The organism is Sphingobacterium faecium (genome assembly GCF_003054045.1).
Lineage (GTDB): Bacteria > Bacteroidota > Bacteroidia > Sphingobacteriales > Sphingobacteriaceae > Sphingobacterium > Sphingobacterium faecium.
The window spans coordinates 18,869-32,737 of the sequence record NZ_QBKH01000003.1 but is presented as its reverse complement, the minus strand read 5'-3'; the positions used below and the strand labels follow the sequence as shown (position 1 = coordinate 32,737).

The window sequence follows — 13,869 nt, the reverse complement described above, 5'->3', positions numbered from 1 at the left end:
CTATATTCCAGGAAGTGGTGGAGGTATGGCCTGGAATAAGTTTTTCAATTCCTCAATTTCAGATGCTTCCTTCCAATTTTCCATTCCTGCTTTCCAAGCCAATGTTGAAGAAGTTAGTTTCCCACTTTTAATCTCATTATTCAACTGTTCAATAACAAAAGGTCCCTCTTGCACACCATTAATAGCTAAATAATACTGCACAGATACCGGAATAACAGGCGGTACTGCAGCGGATGAGTTTTCTACAGGATGGTTACCATCAAACTTATTTTGTTGAAATACCCCACTCATTTGACCTGCCATCCCCGCTCCTAGTCCTACACCCAAACCAGCACCCATTATACCACCGCCACTGGGGTTTTCTGCAGCTTTTTCCATGGCATTTGCAGCCTGAAATTGAGCATAAGCGCCTAAATTTCCAACAATCCCCATACTACTTCTTTTATCCAATACTTTTTCAACCTCTTCAGGCAATGAAATATTTTCAATCAAAAATTTGGTCAGACTCAGACCGATTTCTTCAAATTCAGGATTTATTTTTTGTTGCACAAAAACGGATACTTCATCATAATGGGATGCCAAATCTAAAACTGCTATTTTAGACTCAGCAATAGCATCCATACCTCGAGTAACGGCAATATTGCGAAGCTGTTCATTAATGTTTTCAACGGTAAATGTTGGATTGGTTGCAGCAATTTGCTTTAAAAACACCGTAGCATCTTTAACCTGAAAAGCATACGATCCAAAAGCCCTCAATCGTACAGGACCAAATTCAGCATCCCGTAACATAATAGGATTTTTAGTTCCCCATTTTTGATTCGTAAATTGTCTTAAACTGATAAAAAACACATCCGCTTTAAAAGGGCTATTAAAACCATATTTCCATCCTTGCAAGGTGGTCATCACAGGCATATTCTGCGTAGTCAAAACATGTCTGCCTGCAGTAAAAACATCGGCGATCACCCCTTCGTTCATAAACACCGCAACCTGTCCCTCACGTACAGTAAGCTGTGTATTCATTTTTATTTCATTCTGATAACGAGGAAATTTCCATACAATCGTATCAGGACTATCATCAACCCATTCGATGATATCGATAAACTCATTTCTTATTTTATCAAACAATCCCATAATTTATTGCTATAACGTTTTCTAAATTTAAGGAAATAATCAGCAATCTAAAGTAAATATTTGTACAATTTATACACTCCTATCTAAACCAAAGATCGGTTCTAGAATTCTAGTCTTCCAAATAATTGATTTAAGAAATTGACTGCACATATTTAATCTTTATTTTACTATTTTTGCTAAACACCGAAGAATAATTAAAAAACATGAGTACTTATAACGAAGATAGTATACGTTCCCTCGATTGGAAAGAACATATCCGCTTGCGTCCCGGTATGTATATCGGGAAATTAGGAGATGGTTCTGCCTACGACGACGGTATTTATGTCTTATTAAAAGAAGTAGTCGACAACTCTATTGATGAGTTTGTAATGGGCGCTGGTAAAACGATCGATATTACGGTCAATGACAACAAAGTTGCTGTCCGAGATTATGGGCGTGGTATCCCAATTGGTTCAGTCGTAGATGTCGTGTCAAAAATTAATACAGGAGGTAAATACGATAGTAAAGCTTTTCAAAAATCAGTAGGGCTTAATGGTGTCGGTACAAAAGCTGTCAATGCTTTGTCCGGGCAATTTACCGTACAATCTTACCGTGAAAAGGTAACACGTATCGCACAATTTAGTAAAGGAGAGTTACTATCCGATGAGGAGAAAGAAACAACTCAACGTAACGGTACCGCTGTTATATTTTACCCTGATGAAACCATATTCAGAAATTATAAATATCGCTTAGAATTTGTGGAAAACATGATCTGGAATTATGTTTTCTTAAACTCAGGTTTAACAATTAATTTCAATGGACAAAAATTCATCTCTGAAAATGGATTAAAAGATCTTTTAGAACGGAATATCGATACAGAATCCATGCGCTACCCGATCATTCATTTGAGAGGAGAAGATATCGAAATTGCAATAACACACGGCCAGCAATATGGTGAAGAGTATTACTCCTTTGTCAATGGCCAGCACACCACGCAAGGTGGAACGCATCAAGCAGCCTTTCGCGAAGCCTTGGTAAAAACAATACGTGAGTTTTATAAGAAAGAATTTGATGCTTCAGATGTTCGATCTTCTATCATTGGAGCAATTGCAATAAAAGTACAAGAACCTGTTTTTGAATCGCAAACAAAAACAAAACTTGGTTCCCAAAGTATCGGACCAGATGGACCCACGGTCAGAACATTCATCAATGATTTTCTTAAAAAAGCATTAGACGATTATCTCCATAAAAATTCCGATACAGCTGATGCCTTGTTAAAACGTATCCTTCAATCCGAAAGAGAACGTAAAGATATCGCAGGTATAAAAAAACTGGCCAATGAGCGTGCTAAGAAAGCATCATTACATAATCGTAAATTACGCGATTGTAAAGTTCATTTTTCAGACAAAAACGAAAGAAATCAAGAAACGACATTATTCATCACGGAGGGAGACTCTGCATCCGGTTCTATTACTAAATCGAGAGATGTACAGACACAGGCAGTTTTCAGCTTAAAAGGAAAACCATTAAATTCGTATGGTATGTCCAAAAAGATCGTCTACGAAAATGAGGAATTCAACTTGTTGCAACATGCCCTAAATATTGAAGATGGCTTAGACGGTTTACGTTACAACAATATTGTATTTGCTACGGATGCCGATGTTGATGGTATGCACATACGACTATTATTGTTAACATTTTTCTTGCAATTTTTTCCTGATCTTGTTAAAGCAGGTCACGTCTCTATTTTGCAGACACCATTATTCCGTGTGCGTAATAAAAAAGAAACAATCTATTGCTATTCGGATGAGGAAAGACAACGTGCAATTGCTAAATTAGGTAATAAACCAGAGATCACACGATTTAAAGGTCTTGGTGAGATATCCCCTTCCGAATTTGGTCTATTTATCGGAAAAGATATGCGTTTAGATCCGGTATTCTTATCAAAGGATAATAAAATAAAGCAACTTTTAGAGTACTATATGGGGAAAAATACACCCGATAGACAAAAACATATTGTTAATAATCTTCGCGTTGAATTAGATCTGGAAGAAGAGTTGGCCAAAATAGCTAAAGAAGCACAACAAACACAACAAGCGGGTTAATAAACCCCCGCTTGTTTTTCATAAGTAAAACCTTGTACGATTTGGTATAATCGACTGGGTAACTGCTACCTAGATTTCATTTACAATAGGACATCAATACAGGCATTTACTTAGCCTTCTAAAAGGCAAAAAACAGGTTGGCATTCAGCAAAAAGTGATGTATATCATTTTTTAATCATGCGCACATTACTTTTTCATATTCTTTTTATTCGGTATTTCGTATTGAAATAAAACTGATATGACGCACTCATTCCATATTCCCGTTTTGGGATTAGCATTCTCAATAGATTCGCCGTTAAAAGTCGCTAGATTTGGCATTTCATCCGTAATATCCATCGTAGATGATGAGCTAATTGAACGTATACGCGAATACTATTGCCAACTCAATAATAAAGAATATCTTCCTATAAAAAAAACAGATACCGATTTTAGGTCTCATCGAATTTCAAGTTATCTCAACCTAGTTTCTCAATTAGTCCAAGAACAAATTGAGCATATGCGTACCGAATTTTTTGAAAAAGGATCTGAAATTGATCGTTATTTTCAGCTTATACCAGAATCACATCCTGCAAAAAAGATTTACCAGGATATGCTTTCTGAAACCGATATCGTGGAGAAAGCGAAAAAGAAGCAAAATCTTAGAACCTTTATCAAAGCTGGAGATATTGATGTCAATATCATGTCTAAAGTAGATAAAATTAATTATGATAAAAACGGAAATGCATTAGAGGATACCTTTTCAGATGCACTAGCAGCATTAAGAGGGTATGCTAATTCACAATTACAATCTTCCGTAATTCTTTCTGCAGGTATGAACCCAAAGCTGTATGCATACGTAGCAGAATTACCTGCTTTCTGGCAAAAAGAAGATGGGAGCTTTGATAAAAAGATAACCCTAAAGGTTAGTGACTTCAGGTCTGCACTAATACAAGCAAAATATTTAGCAAAAAAAGGTGTCTGGGTCTCTGAGTTTCGTGTTGAGTCTGGCCTCAACTGTGGAGGGCATGCATTCGCAACAGACGGTTTTTTATTAGGTCCTATTTTAGCTGAATTCAAAAATAAAAAACTAGAATTACAACAAGAGCTATTCCATATCTATCAACAATATTGGAACCAACAAGACAAAAATTTCCAACAAGCTCCTCCGATTAAATATACCGTACAGGGCGGCGTAGGAACAGCTAGTGAACATCAATTTTTACTCCAATATTATGAATTTGACGCCGTGGGTTGGGGATCTCCATTCTTACTAGTACCTGAAGCCACAACCGTAGATGAAGAAACTTTGAAAGCCCTTACCACCTCAGAAGAGCATGACTTTTACATCAGTGAAGCTTCACCGCTCGGAGTACCTTTCAATAATTTTAGAAAAAGCTCTGCAGAACGTTTACGTATAAAAAGAATACAAGAAGGAAGACCAGGAAGTCCCTGTAAAAAGAAATACCTCGTATCCAATATAGATTTTGGTTCTGAGCCCCTGTGCACCGCATCTCGTGCTTATCAACACAAAAAAATTCAAGAATTAAAAGCAAAGTCATTGGAACAAAAGGATTATGACAAAGAATTTGCGAGAATTACTGAAAAAACATGTCTTTGCGATGGACTTGCAGTGCCTGCATATTTAAAATACGATATTTTAAAACCAAAAGAACAGAAAGCCGTATCCATTTGTCCTGGTCCAAATACTGTATGGTTTAAAAATAAATACTCACTGGACCAAATGATCAACCACATCTACGGAAAATATGATTTGATTCAAAATGATAACCGTCCATTTCTATTTATTAGCGAACTACAACTCTATGTAGCGCACATTAAAAAATATGTAGAAATGAATGCAGATACAGTCAATGATAAGAAAATAAAATATTTAGAAAAATTTAAAAATCAGCTTTTGGAAGGAATAGCCTATTACAACAGATTAAAAAATGATTTGAAAGGTTTTTCTAGTCATGTAATAGACAACATACCCGAACAACTTAAGAATGCAGAAATCGAGCTCGCTGAGGTAAAATTTTAATAGACACGTGTACCTGAATATAATGTCTAAAAATAATAAAGGAGTAACTAGATTGGTTACTCCTTTATTATTCTATATTTGATATATTTATTTAGCCACTTTTCTAAATTTCCCAAATACTCCCAAAGGTAATTTAGGTCCTGCTGTAGCTTGTAAATAAAGTTCTCCAACTTCTAGATTTTCCACTTTAGGAAATGCTGTACGAATTAAATTCTCTACGATCACTGATGAAAAACCTAAAGAATACGTATTTAAGATCAAGAAATGTTCTTTAGGATCTAATAATTGTACAACATCATGCATCATTTCCATGATATGATCCTCCAATTTCCATTTCTCCCCTTTCGGACCATGTCCATAGGCTGGCGGATCCAATATAATACCATTGTATTTATTTCCACGCTTTACTTCACGTTTTACAAATTTCAGAGCATCCTCTACAACCCAACGAATATTGTCAATTTCTGATAATTCTTGGTTTTCATTCGCCCAAGTAACCACTTGTTTGATAGAGTCTACGTGAGTGGTATCGGCACCTGCAGCACGAGCAATCAAAGATGCTCCACCTGTATAGGCAAATAAATTTAAAACTTTAGGTTTATCCGTTTCAAATGCGCGCACAGACTGTGAGATATAATCCCAGTTGACAGCTTGTTCCGGAAAAATGCCGACATGTTTGAAAGAGGTCAATCCCAGACGAAACTTAATCGCAACATCATTATTTTTATATTGTATATGCCAGCGATCTTGGACTTTAGGATTTTTTTTCATCCACTCACCAGAAGTAGCAGAACGACCTTTAAATTTAATATCATGGCGTTTATTCCATTCCGCCTCTGACCATGTTTTTGGCCATACAGCCTGTGGTTCAGGACGAATTAAAACTAAGTCGCCAAAACGTTCTAATTTTTCGAAATCACCACAATCGATTAACTCGTAATCTTTCCAATGTTGTGGTGTTAATAATTGTATATCTGTAGTAGTCAAAATCAATAATTTGGCGCAAAGATACGTAAATCTAAAAACAAATAAGCAAAGATCAACAGATTACATCGTTTCTTTTGCGCGCTTCATTAATGGACTTGCGAACACAAAATCGTTCAACTCCTTCACATCAGATCGCATCATATCCTGATTTGAACCTTCCCAAAACTTCTGTCCCTTATAGAGATAAAGAATATATTCACCAATACCCATTACAGAGTTCATGTCATGCGTCACCACAATAGTGGTTGCATTATATTCTTGTGTCAATTCTAATATGAGTTCATCAATCAATATTGAAGTTTCTGGATCTAAGCCAGAATTGGGTTCATCACAAAAAAGATATTTCGGGCTCATAGCTATAGCACGGGCTATGCCAACACGCTTTTTCATCCCTCCTGAGAGTTCTGAAGGATAAAGTTGATTTCTCCCCTTTAAATTTACTCTTTCTAAACAAAAATTAGCACGATCCAATTTTTCAGATTTAGACATGTCTGTAAACATATCCAAAGAAAAAATAATATTCTGTTCAACAGTCATGGAATCAAAAAGCGCCGAATTTTGAAATAACATGCCGATCTCTTTTCGGACAGGAATACGATCTTCAAAACTTAATTTTGAAAAATCTTGACCATTAAAAAGAACTCGGCCTTGATCTGGTTCGTGCAAACCAACCATACATTTTAATAAAGTACTTTTTCCAGATCCTGAACCACCAATAATTAAACTCACTTTACCCGGTTCAAAAGTAGCATCAATACCTTTCAGTACCTCGTTACTTCCGAAGGATTTATAAATATGCTCTATTTGTATCATAATTTTTTAAAAGAAATTAAAGCATCAACGCCGTTATCAAATAATCAGCTGCCAAGATGGTTATACAACCAATGACAACCGCTTTTGTACTTGCTTGACCAACTTCAAGAGCACCACCACTTACGGTAAAACCTTTATATGCAGATATGGAAGTAATAATAAAGCCAAAGACAAAAGCTTTCACCAATGCCACAGTAACAGTGAAGCCATTAAATCCCTCTTGAATACCCATAATGTAATCAGATGGTGTCACAGCTCCCGAAAGCGCTCCGCCGATAAGACCTCCAACGATAGAGCAAAAAATTGCTATAGTCACTAAAACAGGTACCATCGTGATACCTGCAAGTATCTTAGGCAAGATCAAATATCCTGGAGCATTAATTCCCATGATTTCTAAAGCATCTATTTGTTCGGTGACGCGCATAGAACCTATTTGTGAGGAAATCGATGAACCCACACTTCCCATAAGAACTAAGGCTGAAATAGTAGGTCCCAATTCCAAAATATTGGAATCTCGATTAATGGAGCCAATAATTGAATTTGGAATTAGATCAGAAACCAATTGGAAAGCAATTTGCATCGTCATAACCGCTCCAATAAAGGTGGAAATAATAACAATAAGCCCAAGGGATCCAAGACCTATTTCGTTCATAGCATGCATAGTCTCTTTCCAGTAAATCTTTCCCTTCTCTGGTTTCTTCAAAACCGAGCGTAGCAGTAGCAAATAAGAACCTATATGGTGAAATATCATATATTTTTACAGTGTTTTTTCTTCATTAAAATCTAAGATACTATTATAACACCATAAAATACAAATTGGTTTTTTATAATGCCATGATAAAATATACTTTGTCTCAAAGATAGCCAATACTTCTAAATAACGCATTAATACCTATTCCTTAGAAATACCACAACTCAATTACCGATGAAATGATATATTTTACCGAGATTAGTACATGAATAACCTAATTTATAAAATCAAAAATTTATTTTTAGTTTACATTTGTGATGTAGTTTAAAAATAAAAGAATAAACGATTATATTATGGACGCAAAGAGAATCACAACAGGTATTATATTTTTATTCATTGGAATCATACTTCTTTTAAGTAAGATGGACATTATTGATTTCAATTGGTTTGAGGTTTTTCGCTACTGGCCACTACTGATTATATTAGTAGGAGTAAATATTCTAGTTCCAAAAAAAGATATTGGTTATATCATATCTATCGGAACCACATGTGTTATTTTATCCATATTTACTTATATCGGTATAACGACACCCAATCAAAGTTTTTTATCCCGCATCATGGAAAACAACCACGTAGATATCGATATGGATGAAGAAGACTTTAAAGGAACGTCAAACTTTGTATCCAGTAAAAATAGTGGAAATACCACCCATGCAACAGCAAACATTGATTTGGGAGCGACCCAAATCAAATTAAAAGACACCACTGAATCTAATTTATTTGAAGCAACAAATAATTCCAATAAATATTTTCTTTCACTAAATTCTGATTCAAAAGAAGGGCAACCTACCACACTGAATTTAAGCGGAAAAACAAAAAAAGGGATAAACTCAAAAGGCAATACCACGCTAATCAAACTCAATAAGAATATCATTTGGGATCTGAACTTAGATGTAGGTGCAGCAGATATTCAAGGGGATTTGTCAAACTTCAAACTTAGAAATTTGACAATTGACGCGGGCGCAAGTAATTTAGACTTAAAGTTAGGGTATCCACAGATAAATTCAAACATCAATATTGATGCTGGAGCATCTTCGATCCAAATTGCCATTCCGAGAGATGCGGCTTGTCAGATTATAACAGAAATGGCATTGTCCTCCGTAAATGCTGATGATAGTTTTATAAAGGGTAATGAAAAAGGAACATTGACTAGTCCTAATTTTGATAAAGCAAAAAATAAGTTTCAGATTGCTATTGATGGGGGTATTACTTCTGTATCGATAACTCGCTATTAAAAGAGCTTAAATAAATGCTGTAGAATACATAACTTTGCAATTAGATATGGACACAAGTAAACTTTTGACATTGCCTGATATTTATTGCAACTCGCAAACCACGTATTCAAGATGGAAAACAAGAGAAGTGCAGATTGGGGATGTACCGATGGGTGGGGACAATCCGATACGTATTCAGAGCATGACAACAATCGACACCATGGATACCTTAGGTTCTGTGGAGCAAACTATAAAAATGGTAGATGCCGGTTGTGAATATGTGAGGATCACAGCACCTTCGATAAAAGAAGCAAATAATCTGGCCAATATAAAAAAAGAATTGCGCCTTAGAGGATATCAGGTACCATTAGTCGCTGACATTCATTTCACACCCAATGCAGCAGAAGTTGCTGCGAGGATTGTTGAAAAAGTCCGCGTCAATCCAGGTAACTATGCCGACAAGAAAAAATTTGATCAACTTAGTTATACAGACAGCGAGTATCAAGCAGAATTAGATCGGATATATAAAAAGTTCAAACCCTTAGTCAATATCTGTAAAGAGTACGGAACGGCTATGCGTATAGGAACCAATCATGGTTCCCTTTCAGATCGAATCATGAGCCATTATGGTGATACTCCCGAAGGAATGGTTGAATCGGCCATGGAATTTATCCGAATTTGTGAAGACTTAAATTACTATAATTTATGCATATCCATGAAATCGAGCAATCCACAGGTAATGGTTCGTGCTTATAGGCTTTTAGTCGAAAAAATGGTTTCTGAAAACATGAATTATCCTTTACACTTAGGCGTTACTGAAGCCGGAGATGGAGAGGATGGTCGAGTCAAGTCAGCCGTAGGAATTGGAACATTATTAGAAGATGGATTAGGTGATACGGTGCGAGTATCCTTGACTGAGGAACCGGAAAAAGAAGCTCCAGTTGCGATTGCTTTAGTTAATCGATATACAAAAAGGCAGCATGATTTCAATACGTCTGTGATTCCTCCAATCTTAAAATTAACAGATAATAATATAGCTACACCATATATCTCCAAAGAAGTTAATACTTTTATTGGAGGATCATTAGTTCCACGTGTAGTTGTTGACATATCTACGCAAAATTTGAAAGATGCCAATTTTTTAGCACAAGCAGGCTATCGCTATGATATGCTATTGGACAAATACCATATGGGTGAACAATCTGTTGATTTTGTATATTTAGCTGATCAATTGCCTTCATTCAATATGCCGGCAAATCTAAAACAACTCTATAATTACAAAACGTGGAAAAACATACAAAACAAAGCTAATATCCACCCCTTATTTACATTAGAAGAATTCAATCAAGCAACAGAAAAAGATCAAGTACTCAACCTGATCAAAATAAAAAATACGGATTTAGCGACAAGTTTATTTGAAACTCTACAACTTGATAAAACTATTGTGTTCCTTTTAGAAACTACAGCAGTTCATGGAATGGCAGAACAAAGACAATTTTTTAAAAATCTACAAGAAATTGGTTTAGAAAATCCTGTGATTATTAAAAGAACTTACGATCCTGCCGAATTTTCAGGACCTGTTGGCGATATTATGAATCCCGAAGAGCCCATTTCAAAACTTCAGTTATATGCAGCGACCGATTTAGGAGCACTTTTAATTGATGGCTTTGGATCAGGTGTTTGGATTGATTCACCTGCAACACCTTTGGACAAAATAGTATCCTTATCATTTGGAATCCTCCAAGCCACCAGATCACGAATTTCCAAAACAGAATACATTTCTTGCCCAAGCTGCGGTAGAACACTTTTTGACCTCCAAGAAACAACGCAAATGATCAGAAATAGGACAAATCACCTGAAAGGATTAAAGATTGGAATCATGGGCTGTATTGTCAATGGACCTGGTGAAATGGCTGATGCCGATTATGGTTACGTAGGCGCTGGTCCAGACAAAATAACGCTTTACCGTGGACAGGAAGTCGTTAAGAAAAACGTGAGCTCTGCCCATGCACTGGACGAGCTCATCAATATTATCAAATCTGATGGTTTGTGGATAGAAGAAAATGAAATGCCCAATTAAAGAAAAAGGCTTAAATGATATCATTTAAGCCTTTCTTATATCTAGCGTTTCGCTAATTTATTTACGAACAGAAAACCTCTTTACAACAGTTTCTGAACCAGAAACCACTCGGATAAAATAAAATCCAGAATTAAGTTTTCCACTTGGATCAAAAGATAAATTTTGATTACCCGCATCTAAACTCCCATTCATTAACTGAACCACCTCATTACCCAAAGCATCCATGACTTTAATGGCAACAGAACTTTGCTTATTCAATTTAAAAGATAAGCTGATCTGTTCTGAAATAGGATTATAAAAAACTTTAACATTATTGATTAACTTATCAACATCTTTAGCATTCTCAGGATTAGCTGCAAATCCTATAATATCAGCTTGATGATTAGCTCTATCCAAATTTTTGGTGGAAGAAGAAGCGTGCAATACAGAAGCATAGCCTAAGCTTCCTGGCAACGTAACCACGCAGAGCAGACATAAATAAGCTATTTTCTTAAAATTAATATTCATTTGTATATACGACTTCTTAGATTGGTTATAGTTTAATCAAATATAATATATCTAAACCAATATATCAACAACAAAAGTAGGTTATTTGTTTAGATATTATTAACTTATATCGAATAAAAATTTGTCTTTTAACAATTTTTAACAAGATTTGGCGTTGTCAAACAAATTGCTAAAATTTGGCACGAGTTTTTCAATTGCAACGAACCTTCGTATTCGTGTTAAAATGAAGGTTTTTTTACTTAAATCAAATAAAAAAATGACGACAAGTCATCAAAGTACCGCACAAAAGGTAAGCCTTGCAGGTCTCCTAATTAGTTTAGGGATTATTTTTGGAGATATTGGTACCTCTCCGCTCTATGTTTTTAAGGCCATCATGAATAAGGGGGTCATCGACAAAGACCTTGTTCTAGGTGGATTATCGTGTGTGTTTTGGACAGTTACTTTACAAACAACTGTAAAATATGTACTGATTACACTCCAAGCTGACAATAAAGGAGAAGGAGGTATCCTATCACTTTTTTCATTAGTTCGCAAAAGGGCACCATGGTTGATTTTCCCGGCAATGATTGGAGCAGCAACGCTTCTTGCCGACGGCATGATTACACCAGCCATTACGATCTCTTCTGCGATTGAAGGTCTGGACATTAAGTATCCTGGTTTACCAACAATTCCAATTGTTGTGACCATCATCACACTTTTATTTGCCATCCAACGATTTGGTACATCGGTAGTCGGTAAAATATTTGGGCCACTGATGTTTATTTGGTTTTCAACTATTGGAGTTTTAGGACTTAGCAATATTCACCTTGAATATGAAGTACTCAAAGCTCTTAACCCGTATTATGCCATTAAATTATTAATTGCTTATCCCAATGCACTTTTTATCATTGGGGCAGTATTTCTATGTACGACAGGAGCCGAGGCACTGTATTCAGATATGGGACACTGCGGTAAAGATAATATTCGTATCAGCTGGATATTCGTAAAACTAACACTTGTTCTTAATTATTTCGGTCAAGGTGCCTGGTTATTAACCCAAGAAGGAAAAGTCTTAGGTGAAAATAATCCGTTTTATGCGATCATGCCCCATTGGTTTCTTGGTTATGGTATTGCGATTGCCACCATGGCTGCCGTTATTGCTAGTCAAGCGATGATTTCAGGTTCATACACCCTGATATCTGAAGCCGTACGTTTAAATATTTGGCCTAAGGTTGCCATTCGCTATCCCAGTGATCATAAAGGACAATTATATGTTCCTTCAATCAATTTGATCCTATGGGCGGGATGTATGTTAATTATTAAAATTTTTGGAGAATCCAGCAACATGGAAGCAGCTTACGGTTTGGCTATCAATTTGACATTCTTAACAACAACAGTTTTGATGGCATTCTTTCTTGCTTCTAAAAAAATTAATAAATATCTTATTGCTTTATTTACAGGGTTTTATTTAATATTAGAATTGATATTTTTAGTCGGAAATGGCGTTAAAATTGCACATGGCGGATGGCTCACATTACTCTTAGCTTCCCTTCTATTTCTGATTATGTATGCTTGGTGGAGTGCCAGACGTATTAAAAATAGATTTGTTAACTTCATTAATATCGATAAATATTATCCCATTATTTCGGAACTGAGTGAGGACAAGTCCGTACCACCGTACGCATCGCATTTAGTGTATTTAACAAGTGCCAACTTTAAGTCAGAGATCGAATCCAAAATCATTTATTCTATATTGAATAAGAAACCAAAACGTGCTGATGTCTATTGGTTAGTACACGTGGATGTCATGGATCACCCTCATACAAGGGAGTATACCATCGATCAATTGATTCCAGGAAAGCTAATTCGTATAGATTTCAAACTTGGATTTAGAGAAGAACAACGCATCAGTTTACTATTCAGAAAAGTAGTAGAAGATATGGTTCAAAAAGGTGAAATCGATATTACAAGCCAATACGACACCTTAAAAAAACACAAAATCCCTGGAGATTTTAAATTTGTTGTATTAGAAAAAGTACTTTCAAAGGGTAATCAATTGAGCTGGTCAGAGCGTATCATTATGGAGATATATGGTTATCTTAAAAAACTAAGTCTTTCCGAAGAAAAAGGATTTGGATTGGATGCTAGTTTTGTAACTATTGAACGTGTCCCGTTAAGTTTACCCCAAACAACTACCATAGATTTAAAGCGGAAAAACAACTGATAGGATCCTGTTTATACCCTAAAACCTCCAAGAAGTTAAATACAACTTGGAGGTTTTTTTATTGACCTTTTAGCACAAC

The 13,869-nt window shown here is 35.8% G+C and carries 10 protein-coding genes; 5 read left to right on the top strand and 5 right to left on the bottom strand.

Going from position 1 to position 13,869, the window contains the following annotated elements; translation table 11 throughout:
* Entirely contained in the window at positions 1-1,131 is a 1,131-nt protein-coding gene (locus tag C8N37_RS08145; RefSeq protein ID WP_108158468.1) for an SPFH domain-containing protein, read from the bottom strand.
* A 203-nt stretch (positions 1,132-1,334) separates the two neighbouring features.
* Between C8N37_RS08145 and C8N37_RS08140 the strand changes: the two genes are divergently transcribed.
* Together C8N37_RS08140 and C8N37_RS08135 are read left to right on the top strand one after the other, a co-directional pair.
* Positions 1,335-3,215, top strand: a complete 1,881-nt coding sequence (locus C8N37_RS08140) for a DNA topoisomerase IV subunit B (protein WP_108158467.1) — start codon at positions 1,335-1,337, stop codon at positions 3,213-3,215.
* 238 nt (positions 3,216-3,453) lie between these two features.
* Positions 3,454-5,235, top strand: a complete 1,782-nt coding sequence (locus C8N37_RS08135) for a hypothetical protein (protein WP_108158466.1) — start codon at positions 3,454-3,456, stop codon at positions 5,233-5,235.
* 87 nt (positions 5,236-5,322) lie between these two features.
* Here the strand turns inward: C8N37_RS08135 and C8N37_RS08130 are convergent, their stop codons facing one another.
* The 3 genes from C8N37_RS08130 to C8N37_RS08120 are packed head-to-tail and all read right to left on the bottom strand — an operon-like array spanning position 5,323 to position 7,786.
* Complete coding sequence (locus tag C8N37_RS08130; protein ID WP_108158465.1) at positions 5,323-6,228, bottom strand: class I SAM-dependent methyltransferase; 906 nt, start codon at positions 6,226-6,228, stop codon at positions 5,323-5,325.
* A gap of 54 nt (positions 6,229-6,282) precedes the next feature.
* Positions 6,283-7,035: an ABC transporter ATP-binding protein gene (locus C8N37_RS08125; protein WP_108158464.1), complete on the bottom strand. Its 753-nt coding sequence runs from the start codon at positions 7,033-7,035 to the stop codon at positions 6,283-6,285.
* A gap of 16 nt (positions 7,036-7,051) precedes the next feature.
* Positions 7,052-7,786 (bottom strand): MlaE family ABC transporter permease, encoded by a 735-nt coding sequence (locus tag C8N37_RS08120; protein ID WP_108158463.1) that lies wholly within the window; start codon positions 7,784-7,786, stop codon positions 7,052-7,054.
* A gap of 293 nt (positions 7,787-8,079) precedes the next feature.
* Between C8N37_RS08120 and C8N37_RS08115 the strand changes: the two genes are divergently transcribed.
* On the top strand, positions 8,080-9,021 hold the full coding sequence (locus C8N37_RS08115; protein WP_108158462.1) for a LiaI-LiaF-like domain-containing protein: 942 nt from the start codon (positions 8,080-8,082) through the stop codon (positions 9,019-9,021).
* A gap of 46 nt (positions 9,022-9,067) precedes the next feature.
* On the top strand, positions 9,068-11,080 hold the full coding sequence (gene ispG / locus C8N37_RS08110; protein WP_108158461.1) for a (E)-4-hydroxy-3-methylbut-2-enyl-diphosphate synthase: 2,013 nt from the start codon (positions 9,068-9,070) through the stop codon (positions 11,078-11,080).
* 57 nt (positions 11,081-11,137) lie between these two features.
* Here ispG and C8N37_RS08105 read toward each other — a convergent pair whose 3' ends face one another.
* Entirely contained in the window at positions 11,138-11,587 is a 450-nt protein-coding gene (locus C8N37_RS08105; protein ID WP_108158460.1) for a T9SS type A sorting domain-containing protein, read from the bottom strand.
* Between the two features lie 256 nt (positions 11,588-11,843).
* Here C8N37_RS08105 and C8N37_RS08100 point away from each other — a divergent pair, with 256 nt between their 5' ends.
* Positions 11,844-13,790, top strand: a complete 1,947-nt coding sequence (locus C8N37_RS08100; protein ID WP_108159035.1) for a KUP/HAK/KT family potassium transporter — start codon at positions 11,844-11,846, stop codon at positions 13,788-13,790.
* The last annotated feature ends 79 nt before the right edge of the window (positions 13,791-13,869 follow it).